Origin of the sequence: Massilia sp. Root418, assembly GCF_001425265.1 — a bacterium.
Taxonomy (GTDB): domain Bacteria; phylum Pseudomonadota; class Gammaproteobacteria; order Burkholderiales; family Burkholderiaceae_D; genus Rugamonas.
This window is the reverse complement of record NZ_LMEC01000001.1, coordinates 412,604-436,019: the sequence shown is the minus strand read 5'-3', so window position 1 is coordinate 436,019 and position 23,416 is coordinate 412,604. Positions and strand designations below refer to the sequence as shown.

Below are 23,416 nucleotides of genomic sequence, written 5' to 3'. Positions count from 1 at the left end.
GCTCATGCCGGTTGCACGGCGCGCGCGGCCGCCAGTTTCAGCGCCGCCCGCAAGCGCGGCTGCGCCAGCGGCAGCTGCATCTCGTTGGCCAAGGCGACCACGGGCAGCATGCGCCGGCGCTTCTTTTCCTCGTGGTTCTGGGCGATGTCGGCCAGCCGGTGCGCCAGGAAGGGGTTGCAGAAGCGGTCGCGCACCTGGGCAAGGTAGGTGCGCGCTGCCTCGGCCTCTCCCAGCGCGTCGAAGACGGGCAACACTTCTTCTTCCCACAGCGCTTCCAGCTCGGCGCGCAACCTGGGGTCGGACATCGCCTGCAGCACCGTCTCGTCCTTCGCGCGGTTGCGCTGCTGCCAGTACTCGGCCAGGAAGCTGTGGCCCAGGTTGAGCAGGAACAGCTTGCGCCGTTCGTAGGGCTCCAGCGCGTCGGTGATAACGATTTGCGGATGGGTGCAGGGCAGCAGCAGCTTCCTTTGCGACTCGATCACCCAGATGGCGTAGGGCTCGGCCACCGCGCCGGCCGGCTCGATGGCCTCCGACACGATGCGGTCCACCAGCGAATTGACCCACACGCAGCCCATGCTCAGGTAGACGATGAAGCCGCCGTCCAGCCGCCACGCCAGCGCCAGCTTCCGTACCACGTCCTTCAGTACGGTGCCGTTGTTGGCCACCAGCTCGCACGGATAGAGCGTGATGGGCGCGCCGCCGCGCAGGTAGCGCCGGTACAGCAGCACCAGCAGCTTGGCGGGGAAGCTGCGCGGCGCCGTGGCCTCGTCCAGCAACGCCGGGCCATCCTGCTCCGACAGTTCATAGCCCCGGTCTCCCGTGTTCGACACGATCACCCGCACCGAGGTGGCGGCCAGTTCGCACACTGCGGACCAGTCCCGGTCCGCGTGCAGCGCCGCTTCGATGGCGGTAACGCGGTGCTCCTGCTCGACCACTGCGCCATCCTCGCGGCCGCGAATGCGCACCGGGTAGCCGCCCGGCGCGTTGAACGCCGCCACCCGCTGCGCGCTCCGGGCGCTGCCTGTGGTCTGCACCACCGTGATGCGGCCCAGCGCCTGCTGCCGCTCCAGCGCCTGGTGGATAAACAGGTCCACGTGCGCCTGCAGGAAACGGCTGGTTCCGAATTGGAGAATGGGGCTGCCCATTTATACCTCGACGATGGCTTTGATGACGCCGGCCGCCGGGTCCATCCACTGCGGCAGCACGTCCACGAATTCCGACAGGGTGGTGCGGTGCGTGTTCATCGGGCCTGTGGGCACCAGGCCAGATTTCATCGCATCCAGCACTGCGCGGAAGTCCTCGGCCGTGGCGTTGCGGCTCCCCAGCAGCGTGGTCTCACGCTTGTGGAACTCGGGATCGGCGAAGGAAATCCGGTCCAGCACAATGGACACCAGCACATAGCTGCCGCCGTGGGCCACGAATTCCAGGCCGCGTTCCATGGCCTTGACGTTGCCGGTGGCGTCGAACACCACGTCGAAGAACTCGCCGTTGGTGAGCTGCGCCAGGCGGGCCTTGTCGTTTTCGTCCACTCGCACGGCCTGCGCGATGCCCAGCGCGGTGCGGCAGAAGGCCAGGCGGTCTTCGCGCGCGTCCAGCACCGTCACGCTGGCGCCTTGCAGCTTCGCGAACAGGGCCGCGGCGATGCCGATCGGGCCGGCGCCGACCACCAGCACGTTCTGCCCGCCGTGCACGCCGCCACGGCGCACGGCATGTGCGCCGATGGCCAGGAATTCCAGCATGGCTGCGTCGTCCAGCGAGATGCCGCCGGTCTTGAACACGAAGCGTTCGGGCAGGGCCAGATATTCGGCCATGCCGCCGTCGCGGTGCACGCCCAGCACCTGGATATTGGTGCAGCAATTGGTCTTGCCCTGGCGGCAGGCGATGCAGCTTCCGCAGGAGAGATAGGGCATCACATACACCTGGTCGCCCGGCGCGAGTTCGCTGCCCTCGGGCGCACTCACCACTTCGCCGGACAGCTCGTGTCCCATGACGCGGGGATACTGCAGGAAAGGCTGGGTGCCCCGGAAAATGTGCATGTCGGTGCCGCACAGGCCGATGCGGCGCACGCGCAGCAGCACTTCGCCGGCTGCGGCCTGGGGCAGCGGACGCCGCTCCAGCCGCAGTTCGCCTGGAGACAGGCATACAACCGTATTCATCATGGAATGTCCCGTCGGAAGACTGAGTTTGCTGCAAGTGTATCCGATATATTGCGAACATCCATATGAAAATTTAGCGATCCAATTATGTTTTTGATTGATTGCTATTTTTCTTCCCAAGCAGGTGGTAGTTTGGTATATATTAAAAACACTCAGCAAATGCAGCAGACTGAAAGGATGCAACATGCCCGATGCCCCGGCGCCCGCAGCGGACCGCCTGCTATTGATGTCGCCCGAAGACAACTGCCTGATCGCCCGCACGCCGCTGGAGGCGGGGGAGGTGCTGGCGATCGATGGCGTGTCCGTCGCGCTGCCCGAGAACGTGCCGCTCGGTTACAAGGTTGCGCGCCGTGCGCTCACGGCCGGCGAAAAGGTGCTGCGCTACGGCGCCATCATCGGCACCGCCACGGCCGACGTGGCGCCCGGCGCCATGCTGCACACGCATAACCTGGTCAGCGACTACATTCCCACCTACACCCTGGCGTCGGACGCCGATTCCTTTATCGGGAGCACCCATTGATGCACACCGCCTCCTTGCCCGCCCTGGCGGGATACCTGCGCGCCGACGGCCGCAAGGGCATCCGCAACGTCGTCGCCGTGGCCTACACGGTCGAGTGCGCGCACCATGTGGCGCGCCTGATCGTGAACGCCTTCCCCGGCCAGGAAGTGCACCTGATCGGCTTCCCGGGCTGCTACCCGAACGACTATGCCGACAAGATGATGAAGCGCCTGGTCACGCACCCCAACGTGGGAGCGGCACTGATCGTTTCGCTGGGCTGCGAGAGCTTCAACCGGCGCGGCCTGGAGGAGGAGGCCGCCGCCAGCGGCCGTCCGGTGCACACCATCACCATCCAGCAGAACAGCGGCACCCGCACCAGCGTGGCGGACGGCATTGAATGGGTGCGCTGGGCGCGCGAATCGCTGGACGAGCAGCAGCGCGTGCCCATGCGACTGGACGAACTGGTGGTGGCTACCATTTGCGGGGGGTCGGACAGCACCAGCGGCATCACCGCCAATCCTGCCGTCGGCGTTGCGTTCGACCAGCTGGTGGCGGCGGGCGCGGCGTGCATTTTCGAGGAAACCGGAGAGCTGGTGGGATGCGAGTTCCACATGAAGCGGCGCGCCGCCACGCCGGAACTGGGCGAAGCCATCGTCGAGTGCGTGAACAAGGCGGCGCGCTATTACACGGTGCTCGGCCACGGCAGCTTCGCCCCCGGCAACGCGGATGGCGGCCTCACGACCCAGGAGGAAAAGTCGCTGGGCGCTTACGCCAAGAGCGGCGCCTCGCCGATCAGCGGCATCCTGAAGCCGGGCGACCAGCCGCCGGGCGGCGGCCTGTATCTGCTCGACGTGGTGCCGGACGGCGAAGTGCGCTTCGGCTTCCCGAACATTTCGGACAACGCCGAGATCGTGGAACTGATCGCCTGCGGCGCCCACGTCACGCTGTTTACCACCGGGCGCGGCTCGGTGGTGGGTTCTGCGATCGCACCGGTGATCAAGGTGTGCGCCAACCCGGCAACCTACCAGCGCCTGTCCGAAGACATGGACGTGAACGCGGGCCGCATCCTGGCCGGCGAAGCGACATTGGAGCAGGTGGGCGCCGAGATCGTCGAACTGGTGGCGCGCGTTGCCAACGGCGAGCAAAGCTGCTCGGAGGCGCTGGGGCACCAGGAATTCATCCTGACCTACAAGCAGTTCGAACCGTCCGGGCCCGGATGCTACCCCCTGAAGGCGGCGTGAGATGCAGGCGAGCGACCTGCGCCCACTGCCTCGCAGCGGGATCTCCCTGAGCTGCCTGGGCTTGGGCTGCGCCCAGCTGGGCGGCTTATACCAGGCGGTGAGCGAAGCCGACGCGCGCGCCATCGTCGATGCAGCATGGGACCTTGGCATCCGCTATTTCGACACGGCGCCGTACTACGGCTACACGCTGTCGGAGCGCCGCCTGGGCGAGGCCCTGCGCGGCCGGCCGCGCGGCAGCTACGCGGTCAGCACCAAGGTGGGCCGCGTGATGCGGGCGGATGCCGGCGTGCAGCCCGGCGAATCCGGCTGGGCCGAGCCGCTGCCGTTCCGGCCGCACTTCGACTACAGCCATGACGGCGTGCTGCGCTCGCACGAGGACAGCCTGCGGCGCCTCGGCATGGACCGCGTGGACATCCTGTACGTGCACGACATCGGCCGCGTCACCCATGGGGCGCTGCACCCGCACTACTGGGAACAGCTGACGCGCGGCGGCGGCTTCCGCGCGCTGGAACGGCTGCGCGGGGAGGGCAGCGTGGGCGCCATCGGGCTGGGCGTGAACGAATGGGAGGTGGCGGCCGACGCGCTGGAAGCCTGCGACCTCGATTGCACGCTGCTGGCCGGCCGCTACACGCTGCTGGAGCAGGCCGCGCTGGCGCCGCTGCTGGACCGCTGCGCGCAGCGCGGCGTCGGCATCGTGATCGGCGGGCCGTTCAATTCCGGCATCCTGGCCGGCACCAGGAAATTCAACTATGAAGACGCGCCGGCGGACATCGTCGCCCGCGTCGAGGCCATCGAAGCGGTGTGCCGGCAGCACGATGCGCCGCTGCAGGCGGCCGCCTTGCAATTCCCCATGGCCCACCCGGCGGTGGTGTCCTGCATTCCGGGCGCCCAAAGCCCGGCGCAGCTGCGCCAGAACGCCGCCTGGTTTGCGCGGCCGCTCCCGGCGGCGCTGTGGCAGGCGCTGGCGCAGCGCGGCCTGGTGGATGCGCGCGCGCCGCTGCCGCATGAATATGTTTAACTGACTCAGCATCTTATTGAAGGGAAGCAGATGAAATTGTTACGCTTTGGCCCTAAGGGCAACGAAAAACCCGGCATGTGCGACGCCAACGGCATGGTGCGCGATCTGTCCGGCGTGCTGCCGGACCTGACCTCGGCCCACCTGGGCCGGGCCAGCCTGGACCGCCTGGCCTCGATCGATCCCGCACAGCTGCCGCTGGTGGCCGAACCGGTGCGCTTCGCACCCATCGTGGCCGATATCGGCAAGCTGATTTGCGTGGGCTTGAACTATTCCGACCACGCTGCCGAATCCGGCATGGACGTGCCGTCCGAGCCGGTGCTGTTCACCAAGGCCACCAGCGCCATCATTGGCTGCAACGACCCGGTGGTGCTGCCGCGCGGTTCCGTGAAAAGCGACTGGGAAGTGGAACTGGGCGTGGTGATCGGCACCCGCGCACGCTACGTGGAGATCGAGGACGCGCTGGACCACGTGGCCGGCTATTGCGTGGTCAACGACTTGTCCGAGCGCGAATACCAGCTGGAACGCGGCGGCCAGTGGGACAAGGGCAAGGGCTGCGATACCTTCGGCCCGGTCGGCCCCTGGCTGGTGACGGCGGACGAAGTGCCGGACCCGCAGAACCTGGGCATGTGGCTGGACGTGAACGGCAAGCGCTACCAGACCGGCAACACGCGCACCATGGTGTTTACCGTGGCGCACCTGGTCAGCTACATCAGCCGCTTCATGACGCTCAACCCGGGCGACGTGATCAGCACCGGCACTCCGCCCGGCGTGGGCCTGGGACAGAAGCCGGAACCCGTGTACCTGCGCCCGGGCGACCGGATGGCGCTGGGCATCGACGGCCTGGGCCAGCAGAACCAGACCGTCCACGCGTGGAATCCGGAGCTGATCGACGGCTGACGACGAAGGCGCAAAAAATATAAATAAGCGCCGTACATGGAGACACCAAGCAATGACCGAGCAGACCACCCGGCAAACCTACAAGTTCGCCTTTGTGATGATCACCTCCCTGTTTTTCATGTGGGGCTTCGTCCATAACCTGGACCCGATACTGATACCGCACCTGCGCAAATCGTTCAGCCTGACCGTGCTGCAGGCGGCGCTGGTGGATTCGGCCGTCTTCATCGCCTACTTCGTGATGGCGCTGCCGGCCGGACTGCTGATCCGCAAGGCAGGCTACAAGAACGCCATGCTGTGCGGCCTGGCGCTGTTTGCCGTCGGCGCACTGCTGTTCATACCGGCCGCCGACACCCAGCGCTACGTGTACTTCCTGGGTGCGCTGTTCATCATCGCCTGCGGGCTGACCGTGCTGGAGACGGCGGCCAATCCCTATATCACGCTGCTGGGCAGGCCCGAGCACGCCACCCGGCGCCTGAACCTGGCGCAGTCCTTCAACGGCCTGGCTGCCACGCTGGCGCCTATCGCCGGGGCCCGCCTGATCCTGGTTGACGGCACCACCGAGGCGCAGCTGCAGTCCATGTCCGAGAACGCGCGCCAGGCCGTGCTGGCGGCGGAAGCGGCCAGCGTCAAGGGGCCATACCTGGCCATTGCGCTGGTAATCATGGCCATTGCGCTGGTGTTTTACTTCCTCAAGCTGCCGGCGGTTTCGGAGTCGCCCTCCCGCGCCGCCCATGCCGCCGCGGCGGCCGGGGCGATCCAGCGGGCGTTGCAACGGGCGCCGATCCGGCGCGCCGTAGTCGCGCAGTTCTTCTATGTGGGCGCGCAAGTGTGCGTGTTCAGCTTCTTCATCCTGTACGCGTCCAGGGCGGCCGGCGTATCGCAGATCGCGGCGGCGGACTACCTTGGCTGGGGCTGCGGCAGCGCGTTCGTGACCGGCCGCTTCGCCGGCACCTGGCTGATGAAATACATTGTGCCTGCGCGCCTGCTGCTGGCCTATGCGCTGGGCAGCGTGGCGCTGTGCGCGGTGGCGATGTTCGCCAGCGGGTTCGCCAGCCTGGCGGCAGTGATCGGCATTGCCTTCTTCATGTCCATCATGTTCCCCACCATATTCTCGCTCGGGATCAGCGGGGCGGGCGGCGATACCGAAATGGGCAGCAGCTTGATCATCATGTCCATCGTCGGCGGCGCGGTGCTGCCGCTGCTGTTCGGGGCCATCAGCGACGCCACCCACAATCTGCAGTACGGCTACGCCGCGCCGCTGCTGTGCTTCCTCGTGATCGCCTGGTTTGCCCGGGCCACGCTGAAGGAAGCGCTGCCGGCAGCGGCGCCGCATCCACAGGGAGCACTGAACCATGTTTGAACTGAAGGGCAAAAAGGCCGTCATCACCGGCGGCGGCAGCGGGATCGGCAGGGCCACGGCCTTGCTGTTTGCGCGCTGCGGCGCGGCCGTGCACATCCTGGACATCGGCGAGGCCGCGTGCGCGGCAGTGGCCGCCGAAATCCGGGAGCAGGGCGGCCAGGCCGCCGCCCATCCCTGCGACGTGACCCGCCAGGAGCTGGTGCATGCCAGCTTCGCTGCCATCGGCCCCATCGACATCTTGATCAACAATGCCGGCGTGGCGCATGTCGGCAAGGCGGACAACACGGCCGAAGAGGACTTCGACCGGGTGATGGCCGTGAACGTGAAGGGGGCCTACAACTGCCTGCACGCGGCCATTCCGCGTTTGCGGCACAACGGCGGCGGCGTGATCCTGAACATGGCCTCGGTGGCGGCGTGGGTGGCGGTGCCCGAGCGCTTTGCCTATTCCGCCGCAAAAGGCGCCATCATGGCCATGACCCTGTCGGTGGCGAAGGACTATCTGGAGGACCGGATACGCTGCAACTCCATCTCGCCCGGCCGCGTGCACACGCCGTTCGTGGACGGCTTCCTGGCCCGGAACTATCCGGGCCGGGAAGCGGAGATGTTCGAGCGCCTGTCGAAGACGCAGCCGATAGGCCGCATGGCGCGGCCCGAGGAGGTGGCCGCGCTTGCCTTGTACCTGTGCAGCGACGAAGCGTCCTTCATCACGGGTAGCGACTATCCGATTGACGGCGGCTTCATCACGTTGAACGCCTGATTTTCCCGCAGCCGCAGCGCGCTGAGCATGGTGGAACGGGAGGAACGCAAATGAGTGCGCATGGCTGCCAGCGCGGCCGCAATATCGCCCTTGGCCAGCGGCCGCAGGATGGCCAGGTGCTCCTGCACCGCGTACTGGTTGCGCGGAATTTCGTCGCGCTTGTCCCACTGGTAGTGGTAGTGGTAGACCATGGAGACCACGTCGTTCAGGCCTTCCGCGAAGCGGTTGTCCAGCAGCCCGATCAGGAAAGTGTGGAACTCGCGGTCCAGGGCCGGAAATTCAGCGTGGCTCTCGGCCGGCTCCCTGCCCAGCGCCTCATGGCGCGCCAGCAGGTCGCGCAGGCGGCTGAACACCGGGTCGTCCGGCGCCAGCGTGGCGATGCGTTCAATGGCTTTCAGCTCGAACATTTCGCGCACCTCGCCCAGCTCCTCGGCATATTTGGTGTCGAAGGCGCACAGGCGCCAGCCGCCGCGCGGATTTTTTTCGATCAGGCCGTTGCGCGAAAAGCCGATCAGGAATTCGCGCACGGCAATGGTGCTCACCCCGGCCGCGCGCGACAGTTCCACTTCGGTGAATTCCGCGCCCGGCGGCAGGTCGCGCTCGTAGATGCGCTCCATCAGCACCTGTTGCAGCTTTTCCGTGGCGCTGTGCAGTTCGGACACGTCGAAGTAGTCGTCCGGCCTGGGCTTGCGCAGCAGATGGCGCTCCTTCATGCCCGCGATCAGTCCGTGCTCTGCCAGGTAGGCGAGGGCGCTGCGCACGGCGGTGCGGCTGCTCTCCACGATCTCGGCCATCCGCATTTCGGTGGGCAGGGCGTCGCCAACTTGCATGTTCCTGGCGGCGTGATCCAGCAGCAGGTTGATGCTGCGCCGTGTCGTGATGGGGAGTTTGGCCATGTGTTGGTAGCGGGCCGCCGTGGCGGCAAGTTGCGGAATGGCTACAATATATCACATACATTTCGGCGGCCGCCCGCACTGGGCCGCAGCGCATTTTTTATAGACAGGAGAAGGACGGAATATGGAACGCATGGGCATGGTAATCGGCATCGAACCCGCCAGGATCGAAGAATACAAGGCCTTGCACGCCGCGGTATGGCCGCAGGTGCTGGCCACGCTGGCCGCGGCCAAGGTGCGCAACTACACCATCTTCCTGCGCGAGCCGGAGAACCTGCTGTTCGGATATTGGGAATACCACGGCAGCGACTTCGACGCGGACATGCGCAAGGTGGCGGCCGACCCGGAAACCCGGCGCTGGTGGACCTTCTGCGCGCCTTGCCAGGTCCCGCTCACCAGCCGGGCCGACGGCGAACACTGGGCCATGATGCAGCCGGTGTTCCATATGGACTGAAGCTCTTCTAGAACCACTTCTTCTGCAAGGCAGCAAAGGTTCCGTTGGCCTTGACCGCCTCCAGCCCCTTGCGGAAGCGCTCGACCAGGTGGTCGTCGGTTTTCGGGCCGAACGCCATATAGCTGCCGCCGCTGCCCAATTCGGTAAGCTGGAGCGCGCGCACCAGCACCTGGGCCGGATCGGCTCCCTCGCGCCGCACGATGTCCAGCGCCACCATCTCGCTCATGGCCCACAGGTCGATGCGGCCCAGCTTCAGCTTCTCATAAGTGGTTTTCGGCACCGCGTTGCCGTGCAGCTGAAGCCCCTTCACGAAGCCTTTCGACTCGAGGTACTGCTCGCGCGCGTCGCCATTGATGGTGCCGATCTTGTAATGGCGCGCGTCGTCCAGGTCGCCCAGTTTCAACTTGCGGTGGCGCAGGGCGAACAGATAGGAGCTGTCCGGCGGCGAGACCACGCCCACCCATTTGAACAGGTGTTCGCGCTCGGCCGTGCGCATGATGGAAAAGATCAGCACGTTTTCCGTATGCAGGGTGGTCGCGTAGGCGCGCGCCCAAGGCATGATCTGGAAGGTGGCCTGCACGTCGATTTCCTTGAGGACGGCTTCCACGACTTCGGTACTGAAGCCGGTGACCTTGCCGTTGTCCCAAAAATTGACCGGCCGGTTTTCCTCCGTGACGCAGGTGACCGTGGTGGCGGCGCTTGTGGTGGCAGCCAGGCACGCCAGCACAACGCCCAACAGCAGGCGAAGCATGTTCACTCCCCAAACCGGGCTGTATTGCCCTATACATCCCAGTGTACGAGCACAAGCGTACCGATGCAATGCCGGCGGCCGGGCACTTCCGTTTGGCTTGACCAATTATAGTTTTGGCCGGACCAGCGTGCTAGTATCGTGCCGGCACATCGAGGCCACCAACACTGAAAACAGGAGACGTTCATGCACCCGAAATTGGCGAGTCTGATCACAGGCGCGGCGCTGGCCGCGATGGTTTCTCCCGGCGCCTGCGCCGGCCCCTTCCTGCCCGATAATGGGGAAACCGCCGCCTACAGCGACACGCGCCTGCAGATCACGTTCGACGGCGCGCCATCCCTCGGCACTGCGGGCAGGATCAGGGTGTACAAGACGGACGGCACCCTGGTCGACACGGTAGACGTCAGCGACGCCGTCTCCAAGGCGGGCGGCGAGACCCAGACCCTGTACCAGGCCAGGAACACCGAGATCGACAAGCTAGGCGCTGGCGTACCCTCGCTCAACCTGTGGCGCTTCGTGTACTACCGGCCGGTGGTCATCAGCGGCAACACCGCCAGCATCAAGCTGCACGATGGCGTGCTGCAGCCGAATACCGACTACGCAGTGAACATCGACAACGGGGTCTTGAACGGCAGCGTGGGCGGCAGTGCCTTTGCGGGCGTGACCGGCACCAATGCGTGGACCTTCAGGACCAAGGCGGCGCCTGCCTCGGCCACCTCGGTAACCGTGGACGACGACGGGCCGGCCGACTTCCGCTCCGTCCAGGGTGCGCTGAACTGGATCATGCGCAACGGCTGCACCGCCTGCGCCAGCGCCGGCGCGGCCAAGTCGATCACGATCAAGAACGGCAACTACCGGGAGCTGCTATTCCTGCGCAACGTAAACAACCTCACCATCACGGGCGAGAGCCGCAGCGGCGTCATCGTCTCCTACGACAATTCGGACTCCTTCAACCCCGGCACCGGCGGCGCCACCGCGTCGGCCGGCACCAGCTTGCTGGGCGCAGGCCCGAACGCGGGCACCCGCCGCTATCTGGGCGGCGGCCGCAACGTGTTCCTGGCGGAGAGCACCGACCAGCTCAAGCTGAGCAACTTCACCTTGTCCAATGCCCATCCAAAGAAGAGCGGCTGGAACAACCAGGCGGAAGCCATGTACTTCAACAGCGCCTCGCTGAACGGCAGCCGCCTGAGCGCCACCGCGATGAACTTCACGAGCGCGCAGGACACCCTGCTGCTCAAGGGCTGGTCGTGGTTCTACAATTCCTACATCGCCGGCGACGTGGACTTCATCTGGGGTTCGCCGTACGCCGCCCTGTTCGAGCAAAGCGAGCTGCGCACCATCGCGGACGCCACCAACGCCAGCTCGGGCGGCTACATCTTCCAGTCGCGCGCGGCCTACGGCTACCCGGGCTTCGTGATCTTGAACAGTAAGCTGACGGCCGACGCCGCCGTGCCGGCGGGCAGCACATGGCTGGCCCGTTTCGGCGGCCTGGCGCCGCCCACCTACTGCACCACGAAAACCACCACGGGCAGCCTGGGCAACGCCAATGTCGGCTGCGACAATATCGCCTACATCAATACGAAGATGGGCACGCACATCCGCGCCGCCGGCTGGCAGGCCACGCCAGCGCCCACGCCATCCACTCCCTCGGCTATTTCGGGCTGGCGCGAGCGCGGCAGCATGGATATCAGTGGGGCCGCGCTGAACCTGGGCGGGCGCGACACCACCGTCTCCTCGACCGGGATCAGCCTCTCGGGCTTGGACACCCGCGCCGAGGTGTTCCAAGCCTGGAACAACGGAGCAGGGTGGAACCCGGTCCCTTGACGGCGCCACGTGGCAGGCAGTCGCGTGCTGTGTATGCCTTAGGCTTGGGGGCATTCAAAAATAGCGGGGTTACTAAGCTCTGCTACTTCCTGCTAAAACCTGCTAGAGCGCGCTAGTACTTACTAAAATTGTGATACCGCACACTGGGCGTTCCCAGAACTTTGCCGCCTTTGTTCGCTTGCGGCGTTCAGCAACGTTTAGTTCCGCTTAGCGCAAAAACCTGGGAACTATCGATGATTGCTACGTCGAGGATCGCAAACAAAAAAGGGGGGTCAAGCTTGTGTGCCATCAAACCGCTTGGCCTGAAGGGGCGGATGATCGATACGTGTTTTGCATGCCACACTACCAAGCTGCATGCGGATCCCGACTCCAATATTCCTGTGAGGTTTGTAATGCGAAAAATCCTGGTTGCGGTCATCGCCATTTTGCTGGCTGCCGTCGTAGGCTACCTGGCGCTTGATCGCCACGACAAGAATGCGTCCGCCGAACGCGCTCGGGCGTTCGACGAGAAGTTTGCAAAATAGGGGATGCAAGCAGCCGCATCTGACGGGCCGGCAGCAGATTTCTGACAAAGCTGTAATCTTTGCGCCATTCTCGCGTCACTTTGCTGCGGTACACTGACCACCGCGACGGCGGTGAGCCGCCCGGATGGGTGATTGCAAAGGAATGGTATGCGTTTGCTGGTGGTAGAGGATGAATTGAAGGCCGGGGAGTACATCCGGAAAGGCTTGACGGAGTCAGGTTTTGTTGTCGATTGGACCACGACCGGCGTGGAGGGGCTGCACGCTGCTACCAGCAACCAGTACGATCTTATCGTTCTCGACGTGATGTTGCCCGGCATGGATGGCTGGCAGCTGGTGACCGAACTTCGCAAGACGGTCGGCGTGCCCGTGCTATTCCTGACCGCACGCGACGCACTGAACGACCGCATCAAGGGACTGGAACTGGGCGCCGACGACTATCTGGTCAAGCCCTTCGCATTCGCAGAGCTGCTCATCCGGATTCGAACCTTGCTGCGCCGTGGCCCCATCAAGGAGCCGGAAATGCTGCAGATCGCCGACCTGGAGATCGACGTGCCCAAGCGCCGCGTGACCCGCGCCGGCCAGCGCATCGACCTGACGGCCAAAGAATTCGCGCTGCTACATTTGCTGTCCAGGCGTGTTGGGCAAGTGCTGTCCCGGCAGCTGATCGCATCCCAGGTCTGGGACATGAATTTCGACAGCGATACCAATGTGGTCGACGTGGCGGTGCGCCGGCTGCGCGCAAAAATCGACGATCCCTATACCGCCAAGCTGATCCACACCATCCGCAGCATGGGCTACGTGCTGGAAGACCGGGGATGACCCGGCGCAGCCACTCTCTGACCGCGCAACTGGGTGCCTTGTTCGCCGCAGTGGCCGTGATTGTGTTCTCTGCGGTCGGCCTCTATCTCTACCAGGCGCTGGCTTCCCAGCTGCAGGACCGGGACGACGCAGACCTGGTCGACCGGCTGATGCAGATCAGGCATCTGCTGGCCGAAACGCCAGACGCGGAATCGGTTCGCCGCGATCCGCACCGTTTTCTCGACGCCGTCGACATCAGCCGTGGACTGCTGCTGGTGATACAGGGCAGGGATGGTACTGTGCTGGTCCAGAATACCGCCCAGCGCACGTTCGTCCGCCCCGCCGGCGGCGCTATCCACGCCGACGCCGCCCCCAGGATCGCAGACACAGTCCCCGCCACTCTGGCAGATGGCGCCAGGCTACGTGAGCTAAGCGCCTGGGGGCGGATCGGCACCGGCAAAGAGACAGTGCACATTTCCCTGGCAAGCACCGCGCACGAGCGGTTCCAGGTACTGCAAGCCTACGGGATCAAGGTCTGGGCGGCGGTGCTTGCCGGCGCCATGCTGACTGCCGCGCTGGGCTACCTGCTCGCGCGCCAAGGCCTGTCCCGCGTGAGGGCGCTTGCCGGGCAAGCCCAGCAGGTGAGCGCGCACAACCTGGAACTGCGCCTGGGCGCCGAGGCCGCGCCGGCCGAGCTGCGGCTGTTGGCCGACTCCTTCAATGCCGTGCTGGACCGTTTGCAAAGCAGCTTCAACAATCTGTCGCAGTTCGCAGATGACCTTGCGCACGACTTGCGCACGCCGCTGAACAATTTAATGGTGCAAACCGAGGTGGCGCTTTCCCAACCGCGCGAAAGTGAGGAGTACCAGAGCTTGTTGGCCTCCAATTATGAGGAGTTCGGTCGCCTGGCCAGGATGGTCGAGAGCATGTTGTTCCTCGCACGGGCCGAGCATGACCAGATCGCCCTGAGCGCGGAGCGGCTTGATGCCCAAAGGGCGCTGGAGATGGTCTCGGAGTATTTTGAGGGTTTGGCGTCTGACGCGCAGATCGCGCTGGAGATCGACGCATCAGGCGAGGTATGGGCGGATGCCCACCTGCTGCGCCGCGCCGTCAGCAACCTGGTCGCCAACGCGGTGCGCTACACGGCCGCCGGCGGCGTGATCTTGCTGGCCGCCACGCCGGGAGACGGCGGCATGACGATATCGGTGACCAATCCGGGGCCCGGGATCGAACCGGCACATCTGCCACGCCTGTTTGACCGCTTCTACCGCTCGGACACGGCACGTTCGTCGACGTCGAGCTCGGCCGGCCTGGGACTGGCCATCGTCAAGTCCATCATGGCGCTGCACGGCGGCCACGCGAGCGTGGCCAGCGAACGGCCGGGACTAACCCGCTTTGCGCTGTTTTTCCCCGCCAGGCGGGCTTAGTTCAGGCTGAAGGCTTGTAATGTAAACGTCATTTTTCGGTCATTCGGGTGTCCGTGTTGCCTCAGTAGAATGGCTTCATCGACTTCACCCCGCGTTAAAACGCACACTCAAAAGGACCGAAATATGCGCACCATCAAGTACCAATTCGCGACAATCATCGTGACTGCAGCCATGGCGCCCTTCGCCGCCATGGCGCACCAGGCGGACACGCAGTTCAATGCCGCGCTGGGCAGCGCGGCGCCCGCGTCGGCGGCCACGCGTAAGATTGTTGTCTCGCCGTCTACCAAAGCCATCAATGTCGATAAAGGGGACGTCGTCACCATCGAGGCGGACGGCAAATCCTTTACTTGGCAGTTTGGCACACTGCGCGACGGCGAGCGCTTTGAACTGGCGGCGATTGCCCCGGCCGGCCTCGCTGCCCACGGTGTGCGGGTCTACGTGGCGCCGAGTCCGCTGTACACGAACTAACTGGTAAAGTTGGCGGGGCGCTGGCGGCCCGCCATGAGCTACCCCCATAGCAACAAGGAGAATCTGGAATGAAGCCCATGCACACCATGATAGTCGCGGCCGTTATGGCGGGAGCCACCCTGGCCAGCCCGATCGCGTCGGCGCACGCCACCCTGAAGAGCTCCACTCCGGAGGCAGGCGCAGTCCTCGAAGCGCCACCGAAGGAAGTTGCGCTGACCTTTAATGAAAAGGTGGAGCAGGCCTTCAGCTCCATTGCGGTGGCCGATAGCCAGGGGAGGGCAGTATCGGCCGGGCCGGCGCAGGTCGATGCGGCCAATCCGGCGATCCTCCGGCTGGCGGTGCCTGCGCTGGTGGCCGGCACCTACACCGTCACCTGGGCGGTTGCCGGGCGCGACGGGCACCGGCGCAAAGGCGAGTTCAAGTTCACGGTGAAATAGGTGGATGCGGTCTCGTTGCTGCAGACAGCGTCGGCCTTCTTGCTCAACGTCGGCTTCGCCTGGCTGGCCGGCTCGTGGATTGCACGCCACTGGCTACGCTCCAATGGCGCCAACGCCGGCGGCGTTGAACCCCAGCTGCGCCGCACGGACTTGGCGGCTGCCGGCATGAGCACGCTGGGCAGCGTCACCGCATTACTGGCCGCAACCGCAGTGATGGGCGATGTCGGCTTGCGCGAGGCGTGTCCGATATTCTGGATGATGTTGACCAGCACGGACTATGGACACGCCGGCAGCGTGACCATCGCCGCCATGCTGGCAATGCTCCTTATCCGAGGCCTTGGCGGCACCGGCCGCGCGACCACGATCTGCGCATCCCTGGCACTTCTGCTGTTCGTCGTCACCCGCGCGTCGATGGGACATGCCGGCGAAGAAGGCTTGCTGTCCGGCGCCCTGGCGGCCGAGGCACTTCATTATGCCGCGATCGGGCTCTGGACCGGCGCGGTGCTGGTCTCCGGATGGTTCGCCTTGCACGACGCGCGCATCGGCACCTCAGCCACCGGCGCGCACGACCGCTACCTGGAGCTGATGTCGAAAGCGGCGATGGCGGCGGTAATCGCGATCATCGCCACCGGGGCATACAGCGCCTGGCACAGAGTAGGATCGGCCGAGCATCTGCAGCACACTTTTTACGGCAAGACCTTGCTACTGAAAGTTGCGCTGGTAATGCTTGCCGTTGCGCTGGGCGGCTACAACAAGTTTATCGGGCTGCCCGCTGCGCGCCGTTCCAACCAAGGTCTGCGCCAGGTGCGCACCGCGCTGCGCCTCGAAAGCGCCGTACTTCTGGGCGCCATGCTGGCCGCCTCGGTGCTTAGCACGCAACAGCCGCCAGCCGCGATGTAGCTACTGCTTGGGAACGGTTCGCGCGGGTACTACTTCGCGGTTTTTTGATCTCGGTCAATCACTTGTTTTGACCAATCTCATAAGATAAATCGCCAATTGTGGCGTCACACTCAGGATAGGAGCACCCCATGAAAACGACTAACCAGCGTCTGTTTTCCCTTGCCGCTACCGCCATGCTTGTTTCTTTCGGCGCGTCGGCTGTCGAACAGCCGGCCGCAGCGGGTGCGGAAACGGCATCGGCCTCCACGAAGCCCCACGCTAAGCCGCACAACCACATGCGCGACGCGAAGGTCATAGGCACGGGCGAGACGCATACCGGCGCCACCGCAAAAGGCTCCGGCGCCGAACCGGCGAAGGATGCATCCGATAAGCCAGCGCAGGCTGGAAAGCAGGAAGCGCACGAGAAAAAGGGAGTCAAGCCGCACAGCCATCCACGAGACGCCAAGGGTGCGTAGCGGCCGGCGTTGATGATGACATCGAGCATGATATGATGCGCGAACAATGAAACGGTTCCGTACCCAGCGCGTCCTTGCGGCGCTCATCACTGCGCTCAGCCTGTTGTTCACCCAACTCGCTGTCGCTGCGTACGCATGTCCGGAGCTGGTGGTGCAGGCGATGGCTGCCAAAGCCATGCAGGACGCCATGCCGGGCTGCACCGGGACCGATATGCAGAAGCCGGGCCTGTGCCAGGCGCATTGTGCCAACAGCCATCAATCGCTGGATGCGCCGGCCACGCCCCATATCGGGGCGTTTATCGCTACCGGCCTGGTGGCGGTGCTGCCGGTTCGATTCGTCGCCGATGCCGAGTTGCCCACGCGTGTCAGCGCCACGCTGCTCGCGCGCTCGACCGCGCCTCCCTTGGCGATACGCCACTGCTGTTTCCGCATTTAACACCCGGACTGCCAAAGGTCATCATCGCGCCCCTGCGTGGCGCGCTGTTTCATTTCGCATTCTGGAGTTCTCATGTCCGCAATTGTTTTAATACCGGCGCCTCTGCGCGCGCCGGCGGCGCGGCGCCGCGCCCGGATCGGCCGCCTGATCGCTGCCGGCTTCTCGCTGGCCGCCTCCATCTGTGCCGCCGGCACGCCGCTGACGCTGCCCGAGGCGCAGCAACTTGCCCTGCAGCGCACACGCCAGCTGGCCGCGCTTGACCTTTCCGCCGATGCCGCACGCCAGATGGCGGTGGCAGCCGGCCAGTTGCCCGATCCTGTTTTGAAGGCGGGCATAGACAACCTCCCGGTGAGCGGTGGCGACCGCTTCAGCCTGGGCGCGGACTTTATGACCATGCGCCGCATCGGCATTTCCCAGGAACTGACCAGCGCCGACAAGCGGCGCCGCCGCGCCGAGCTGTATGGTGAGGAGGCCGGCAAGGCGCTGGTGGCGAGGCAGGCCGCAGTGGCGCGGATCGAACGGGAAACCGCACTGGCCTGGCTTGAATCCCACTTCGCCCGCAAGACGGAACAGCTGGCCGCCGGGCAGGTGGCCCAGGCCCGCAACGAGGTCGAGGCCGCGGAAGCCGCTTACCGTGGCGGGCGCGGCAGTCTCGCCGATATCGCCGCCGCGCGCGGTACGCTGGCTTCCATCCAGGATAGGGCGAGCGAGGCCGCGCAGCGCAGCCGCAGCGCGGCACTTCTGCTGGCACGCTGGACCGGTGCGGATTCCGCAGATCAGCTTGCCGAGCCGCCCGCCATGGACACTGTGCGGATCGATCCCGCGTCGCTGGAAACGGCATTGCCCCACCATCCGGACATCGCGCTGCTTACCCAGCAGGAGCGCATTGCGAAGGCCGAAGCCAACCTGGCGGAAGCGGGCAGGAAACCCGACTGGAGCGTGGAGCTGGCTTTCCAGCAGCGCGGCGGCGGCTACTCGAACATGGTGTCGGTCGGCGTTTCCGTGCCGCTCCAGTGGGACCGCGCCCGCCGCCAGGACAGGGAACTGGCCGCCAAACTGGCGCTGGCCGAATCTGCGAAGGCGGAACGCGAGGAGACCCAGCGCGGCCACCTGGCTGAAGTGCTCAGCATGCTGTCGGATTGGGAGAGCGGCCGCGAGCGCAATCGGCGCTATGCCGAGCAACTGCTGCCCCTGGCCCGGCAGCGGACGGACGCAACGCTTGCCGCCTATCGCGGAGGCAAGGCGACACTGTCGGACTTGCTGGCGTCGCGGCGCGCGGAAACCGACACGGGTGTGCAGGCCTTACAGCTGCAGGCGCAGACGGCCCGGCTTTGGGCGCAGCTCACTTACCTGTTCCCGTCGGGCGCAGGCAATTCCACGCAGGAGACCAAATGAATCGCCAACGCATCATCGCGGCGGCGGCGGCCGGCACCTTGCTCGCCGCAGCGGGAGCTTATGGCCTGTACCGCCTGGGCGTCCAGCATGGCGCGGCACCCGCACCGGCGCCCGCTGCCGCCGAAAAGAAGCCCCTGTACTGGCATGACCCGATGTATCCGGCCCAGAAATTCGACAAGCCCGGCAAGTCGCCCTTCATGGACATGCAGCTGGTCCCCGTGTTTGGTAGCGACGGCAACAGCGACGCCGGTGTGGCGGTCAGCCCCCGCATGCAGCAAAGCCTGGGCGTGCGCACGGCGGAGGTCACGCAAGGCAAACTGGCGTCCGTGCTGCGCGCCGTGGGCAGCGTCGCCTATAACGACCGCGATGTGCACCTGGTGCAGGCACGCAGCGCCGGCTTCATCGAACGCCAGTACGTGCGCGCGCCTTTGGACCCTGTTCGCCAGGGCCAGCCGCTGCTTGAACTCTACGTTCCTGACTGGATCGCGGCGCAGGAAGAGTTCCTGGCGGCGAAGCGCATGCAGGGCGAGGGGATGGCAGGCGTGGCCGATGCCGCGCGCCAGCGCATGCGCCTGGCCGGCATGTCGGAGGCGCAAGTGAAGCAGGTGGAAGCGACGGGCAAGGTCCACGCCCGCCTGACGCTCACTGCTCCCGCAAGCGGCGTGGTCGCCGAACTGGCAGCGCGCGAAGGCATGACGGTGTCGCCCGGCACCCCTCTGTACCGCATCAATGGCGTGGCGACGGTGTGGGTGCTGGCGGACATCCCCGAGGCGGCGGCCGCGCAGATCCGGCCGGGCGTTGCGGTGGAAGCCAACACGCCGGCGCTGCCCGGTTCGGTGTTCAAAGGCAAAGTCGGCGCGGTGCTGCCCCAGGTGGACGCGGACACCCGCACCCTCAAGGCACGCATCGAGCTGGCCAATCCGGCCGGGCAGCTGGTGCCGGGCATGTTCGCGACACTGGCGTTCGCGGCAGCGCCCGGCGCCGACGTGCTGCTGGTGCCGGCCGAAGCGGTGATCCGTACCGGCACGCGCAACGTAGTGATGGTCGCGCAAGCCGGCGGCAACTTCGCGGCCACCGACGTCGACATTGGTGGCGCGGCGAACGGCATGGCCGAGATCCGCAAGGGCCTGCGGCTGGGGCAGAAGGTCGTTGTCTCCGGCCAGTTCCTGATCGACTCGGAAGCGAGCCTGAAAGGCACCGCGACCCACATGGGCGACAGCCCCGCTGCGGCCCCGGCGCACCACGCTGAAGGCAGGGTAGAGCGCATCGCTGGCGGAAAGATCACCATTTCACACGGCCCGGTCGTGTCCCTGGACTGGGGGCCGATGACCATGGACTTCGACCTGCCCGCAGCCGGCTTGCCGCGCAACGTGGCCACCGGCGATACCGTGACCTTCGACTTCGTCCAGGGCAGCGGCGGCGGCTTCCGGATTTCCGCCATAGCACCCATTAGCGCAGGTCCAGGCACCAGGCAGGAGGTGAAGCAATGATCGCCCGGCTGATCCGCTGGTCGATCGTGAACCGCTTCCTCGTGCTGCTGGCAACGGTGATGCTGACCGGCTGGGGTGTCTGGTCGCTGCTGCGCACGCCGGTGGACGCGATTCCCGACCTGTCCGACGTCCAGGTCATCATCCGCACCAGCTATCCTGCCCAGGCGCCGCAGATCGTCGAGAACCAGGTCACCTATCCGCTCACCACCACCATGCTGTCGGTGCCGGGCGCGAAAACGGTGCGCGGCTACTCCTTCTTCGGCGATTCCTTCGTCTATGTGCTGTTCGACGACGGCACCGATCCGTACTGGGCGCGCTCGCGGGTGCTCGAATACCTGAACCAGGTGCAGTCGCGCCTGCCGGCGCAAGCCAAGCCCGCGCTCGGGCCGGACGCGACCGGCGTCGGCTGGATCTACGAGTACGCGCTGGTTGACCGCAGCGGCAAGATGGACTTGTCCCAGCTGCGCGCGCTGCAGGACTGGTTTCTCAAGTACGAACTGAAGGCCGTGCCCAATGTGTCCGAAGTGGCCAGCGTGGGCGGCATGGTGCGGCAGTACCAGATCGTGCTGAACCCGGACCAGCTGCGCGCCTACCGCATCCCGCACGGGAAGGTCATCGAGGCCGTCCAGCGGGCCAATCAGGAGGCCGGCGGATCGGTGCTGGAGCTGGGCGAAGCCGAGTACATGGTGCGCGCCTCCGGCTATCTGCAGTCGCTGGAGGACTTCAGGCAAATCCCGCTGACGGCCAGTAGCGCCGGCGTGCCCGTGCGGCTGGGCGATGTGGCGGACATCCAGCTCGGCCCGGAAATGCGGCGTGGCATCGCGGAACTCAACGGCGAAGGCGAAGTGGCCGGCGGCGTGATCGTGATGCGCTCCGGGAAGAACGCCCTGGAAACCATCGCGGCCGTCACGGCCAAGCTGGATGTGCTCAAGCGCAGCCTGCCCGCCGGTGTGGAGGTGGTGCCGGTGTACGACCGTTCGCACCTGATCCGCCGCGCGGTGGACAACCTGCAGCACAAGCTGATCGAAGAATTCATCGTGGTGGCCGTGGTGTGCGCGGTCTTCCTGTTCCACATCCGCTCCGCGCTGGTAGCCATCGTGTCGCTGCCGCTGGGTATCCTCGCCGCCTACATCGTCATGCATTACCAGGGCGTGAACGCCAACATCATGTCGCTGGGAGGCATTGCGATCGCGGTCGGCGCGATGGTCGACGCGGCGGTGGTGATGATTGAGAACGCGCACAAGCACATCGAGGCCTGGCACCACGCGCACCCCGGGCGCAAGCTGGAGGGCGAGGAACACTGGCGCGTGATCGGCGACGCGGCTGCGGAAGTAGGCCCGGCCCTGTTTTTCTCCCTGCTGATCATCGTGCTGTCCTTCGTTCCCGTATTTACGCTGCAAGCGCAGGAAGGGCGGCTGTTTGCGCCGCTGGCCTTTACCAAGACCTACGCAATGGCCGCCGCCGCCGGCCTGGCGGTGACGCTGATCCCGGTGCTGATGGGCTATCTGATACGCGGCCGCATTCCCGAGGAACACCGCAATCCGCTCAACCGCGCGCTGATCGCGCTGTACCGCCCGCTGCTGGAAATGGTCCTGCGCCGTCCGAAGGGCACGCTGGTGGTGGCCGCCATCGTCGCCCTGGCCACGGCCTGGCCGGTTTCGCGCCTGGGCGGCGAGTTCATGCCGCCGCTCGATGAGGGCGACCTGCTGTACATGCCGTCGGCCTTGCCCGGCATCGGCGCCGGCAAGGTGGCCCAGCTGCTGCAGCAGACCGACCGGCTGATCAAGACGGTGCCGGAGGTGCAGAGCGTGTTCGGCAAAGCAGGGCGCGCGGAATCGGCCACCGATCCGGCGCCGCTGGAGATGTTCGAGACCACCATCCAATTCAAACCGCGCGACCAATGGCGGGCCGGCATGACGCCCGACAAGCTGATCGAAGAGCTGGACCGCGTCGTCAAAGTGCCTGGCCTGTCCAATATCTGGGTGCCGCCGATACGCAACCGCATCGATATGCTGGCGACCGGCATCAAAAGCCCGGTGGGCGTTAAGGTGGCCGGAAACAATCTGCAGGAGATCGACCGCGTCACCGGCGAGATCGAGCGCGCCGTCAAGAAGGTGGCCGGCGTGTCCTCCGCGCTGGCGGAGCGCCTGAACGGTGGACGCTACATCGACGTGCAGATCGACCGCCAGGCTGCGGCCCGCTATGGCCTGAACGTGGCCGACGTGCAGAGTGTGGTGTCCAGCGCGATCGGCGGGGACAACATCGGTGAAACGGTGGAGGGCCTGCAGCGCTTCCCGATCAACGTGCGTTACCCGCGCGAGGTGCGCGATTCGGTGGAAAAGCTGCGCGAGCTGCCGGTGCAGACCGAACGCGGCGCGCAGATCCGGCTGGGCGACGTCGCCGCGATCCGCATCCAGGACGGCCCCCCCATGCTCAAGAGCGAAAACGCTCGGCTGTCGGGCTGGGTCTATGTCGACATCCGCGACCGGGACCTGAGTTCGGCGGTGCGCGACATGCAGCAGGTGGTCGCGAAGCAGGTCGTGCTGCCAGCGGGCTACTCGGTGTCCTGGTCTGGCCAGTTCGAGTACCTGGAGCGCGCCAGCGCCAGGCTCAAGGTCGTGGTGCCGGCCACGCTGCTGATCATTTTCGTCCTGCTGTACATGACCTTCAAGCGCTTCGACGAGGCGCTGCTGATCATGGGCACGCTGCCATTTGCGCTGGCGGGCGGGTTTTGGCTTCTGTGGCTGCTGGGACACCACCTGTCGGTCGCCAGCGGCGTAGGCTTCGTCGCGCTCGCCGGCGTATCGGCCGAGTTCGGCGTCATCATGCTGCTGTACCTGAAGCACGCGTGGCAGGCGCGGCAGGAAGCAGGAAAAGTCACGGAAGCGGATCTGCTAGATGCCATCCGCGACGGCGCCGTGCTGCGCGTGCGGCCCAAGGCCATGACGGTGGCGGTCATCATCGCCGGCCTTGTACCAGTGATGATAGGCGCAGGCACGGGCTCCGAAGTGATGCAGCGGATCGCCGCGCCCATGGTCGGCGGCATGATCACGGCGCCGCTGCTGTCGATGTTCGTAGTGCCGGCCGTGTACCTGCTGCTGCGCCGGCGGGAGCAACGAACGCTGGACCAAGGAAGGGCTACTGGCTACGCCAATGCAACGGACCCGGGCCACCCCGCGCTGGATTGCTGAAGCGGCGGACCCTATAGTATAGTTGCCGCGCGCCCTCGCGTTGCCTGC

Annotated in this window: 23 protein-coding genes; 19 read left to right on the top strand and 4 right to left on the bottom strand. The window is 65.7% G+C overall.

Annotated elements, in window-relative coordinates:
* Positions 1–2: 2 nt before the first annotated feature.
* Positions 3–1,145, bottom strand: a complete 1,143-nt coding sequence (locus ASC94_RS01745) for a D-mannonate oxidoreductase (protein ID WP_056389849.1) — start codon at positions 1,143–1,145, stop codon at positions 3–5.
* Positions 1,146–2,156, bottom strand: a complete 1,011-nt coding sequence (locus ASC94_RS01740; RefSeq protein WP_056392007.1) for a zinc-binding alcohol dehydrogenase family protein — start codon at positions 2,154–2,156, stop codon at positions 1,146–1,148. It abuts the gene before it with no gap.
* Positions 2,157–2,340: 184 nt separating this feature from the next.
* Between ASC94_RS01740 and ASC94_RS01735 the strand changes: the two genes are divergently transcribed.
* Genes ASC94_RS01735 through ASC94_RS01710 form a run of 6 tightly spaced genes read left to right on the top strand, consistent with a single transcriptional unit; the run spans position 2,341 to position 7,928 of the window.
* Entirely contained in the window at positions 2,341–2,676 is a 336-nt protein-coding gene (locus ASC94_RS01735) for a UxaA family hydrolase (protein WP_056389847.1), read from the top strand.
* Positions 2,676–3,896, top strand: coding sequence for a UxaA family hydrolase (locus ASC94_RS01730; protein WP_056389843.1), 1,221 nt, complete (start codon positions 2,676–2,678; stop codon positions 3,894–3,896). The genes ASC94_RS01735 and ASC94_RS01730 overlap by 1 nt, the downstream gene beginning before the upstream one ends.
* A gap of 1 nt (position 3,897) precedes the next feature.
* Entirely contained in the window at positions 3,898–4,914 is a 1,017-nt protein-coding gene (locus ASC94_RS01725; protein ID WP_056389840.1) for an aldo/keto reductase, read from the top strand.
* A 30-nt stretch (positions 4,915–4,944) separates the two neighbouring features.
* Positions 4,945–5,811: a fumarylacetoacetate hydrolase family protein gene (locus tag ASC94_RS01720; protein WP_056389837.1), complete on the top strand. Its 867-nt coding sequence runs from the start codon at positions 4,945–4,947 to the stop codon at positions 5,809–5,811.
* A gap of 52 nt (positions 5,812–5,863) precedes the next feature.
* The gene (gene fucP / locus ASC94_RS01715; protein WP_082616019.1) at positions 5,864–7,171 is read left to right on the top strand and encodes an L-fucose:H+ symporter permease; all 1,308 of its coding nucleotides are present in this window, start codon (positions 5,864–5,866) and stop codon (positions 7,169–7,171) included.
* The gene (locus tag ASC94_RS01710) at positions 7,164–7,928 is read left to right on the top strand and encodes an SDR family NAD(P)-dependent oxidoreductase (RefSeq protein ID WP_056389834.1); all 765 of its coding nucleotides are present in this window, start codon (positions 7,164–7,166) and stop codon (positions 7,926–7,928) included. The genes fucP and ASC94_RS01710 overlap by 8 nt, the downstream gene beginning before the upstream one ends.
* Here ASC94_RS01710 and ASC94_RS01705 read toward each other — a convergent pair.
* Positions 7,889–8,824: a GntR family transcriptional regulator gene (locus ASC94_RS01705; RefSeq protein ID WP_056389827.1), complete on the bottom strand. Its 936-nt coding sequence runs from the start codon at positions 8,822–8,824 to the stop codon at positions 7,889–7,891. The genes ASC94_RS01710 and ASC94_RS01705 overlap by 40 nt on opposite strands.
* Positions 8,825–8,945: 121 nt before the next feature.
* Between ASC94_RS01705 and ASC94_RS01700 the strand changes: the two genes are divergently transcribed.
* Positions 8,946–9,275 carry an L-rhamnose mutarotase gene (locus tag ASC94_RS01700; RefSeq protein WP_056389824.1) on the top strand — a complete coding sequence of 110 codons (330 nt, stop codon included), beginning with the start codon at positions 8,946–8,948 and terminating at the stop codon, positions 9,273–9,275.
* 7 nt (positions 9,276–9,282) lie between these two features.
* Here the strand turns inward: ASC94_RS01700 and ASC94_RS01695 are convergent, their stop codons facing one another.
* Entirely contained in the window at positions 9,283–10,026 is a 744-nt protein-coding gene (locus tag ASC94_RS01695) for an ABC transporter substrate-binding protein (protein WP_056389820.1), read from the bottom strand.
* Positions 10,027–10,209: 183 nt separating this feature from the next.
* Here ASC94_RS01695 and ASC94_RS01690 point away from each other — a divergent pair, with 183 nt between their 5' ends.
* The 12 genes from ASC94_RS01690 (at position 10,210) to ASC94_RS01635 (ending at position 23,368) form a co-directional block, all read left to right on the top strand.
* Positions 10,210–11,847: a pectate lyase gene (locus ASC94_RS01690; protein ID WP_200955524.1), complete on the top strand. Its 1,638-nt coding sequence runs from the start codon at positions 10,210–10,212 to the stop codon at positions 11,845–11,847.
* Between the two features lie 233 nt (positions 11,848–12,080).
* Complete coding sequence (locus tag ASC94_RS01685) at positions 12,081–12,371, top strand: hypothetical protein (protein WP_157201239.1); 291 nt, start codon at positions 12,081–12,083, stop codon at positions 12,369–12,371.
* A 147-nt stretch (positions 12,372–12,518) separates the two neighbouring features.
* The gene (locus ASC94_RS01680; RefSeq protein WP_056389812.1) at positions 12,519–13,190 is read left to right on the top strand and encodes a heavy metal response regulator transcription factor; all 672 of its coding nucleotides are present in this window, start codon (positions 12,519–12,521) and stop codon (positions 13,188–13,190) included.
* A complete protein-coding gene (locus tag ASC94_RS01675) occupies positions 13,187–14,596 on the top strand; it encodes a heavy metal sensor histidine kinase (protein ID WP_056389808.1) in 1,410 nt (469 codons plus the stop codon). The genes ASC94_RS01680 and ASC94_RS01675 overlap by 4 nt, the downstream gene beginning before the upstream one ends.
* Before the next feature lie 123 nt (positions 14,597–14,719).
* Positions 14,720–15,064, top strand: coding sequence for a CzcE family metal-binding protein (locus ASC94_RS01670; protein ID WP_056389806.1), 345 nt, complete (start codon positions 14,720–14,722; stop codon positions 15,062–15,064).
* A 68-nt stretch (positions 15,065–15,132) separates the two neighbouring features.
* Entirely contained in the window at positions 15,133–15,501 is a 369-nt protein-coding gene (locus tag ASC94_RS01665) for a copper resistance CopC family protein (protein WP_056389803.1), read from the top strand.
* Positions 15,502–16,401, top strand: a complete 900-nt coding sequence (locus ASC94_RS01660; protein WP_056389801.1) for a copper resistance D family protein — start codon at positions 15,502–15,504, stop codon at positions 16,399–16,401. It begins immediately after the preceding gene.
* Positions 16,402–16,529: 128 nt separating this feature from the next.
* A complete protein-coding gene (locus tag ASC94_RS01655) occupies positions 16,530–16,856 on the top strand; it encodes a hypothetical protein (protein ID WP_056389798.1) in 327 nt (108 codons plus the stop codon).
* Between the two features lie 46 nt (positions 16,857–16,902).
* On the top strand, positions 16,903–17,292 hold the full coding sequence (locus ASC94_RS01650) for a hypothetical protein (protein WP_056389794.1): 390 nt from the start codon (positions 16,903–16,905) through the stop codon (positions 17,290–17,292).
* Positions 17,293–17,364: 72 nt separating this feature from the next.
* Complete coding sequence (locus ASC94_RS01645; RefSeq protein ID WP_082616015.1) at positions 17,365–18,687, top strand: TolC family protein; 1,323 nt, start codon at positions 17,365–17,367, stop codon at positions 18,685–18,687.
* Positions 18,684–20,177: an efflux RND transporter periplasmic adaptor subunit gene (locus ASC94_RS01640; RefSeq protein WP_056389791.1), complete on the top strand. Its 1,494-nt coding sequence runs from the start codon at positions 18,684–18,686 to the stop codon at positions 20,175–20,177. Before ASC94_RS01645 ends, ASC94_RS01640 begins: the two co-directional genes overlap by 4 nt.
* Positions 20,174–23,368, top strand: coding sequence for an efflux RND transporter permease subunit (locus ASC94_RS01635; RefSeq protein ID WP_056389787.1), 3,195 nt, complete (start codon positions 20,174–20,176; stop codon positions 23,366–23,368). Before ASC94_RS01640 ends, ASC94_RS01635 begins: the two co-directional genes overlap by 4 nt.
* Positions 23,369–23,416 lie beyond the last annotated feature (48 nt).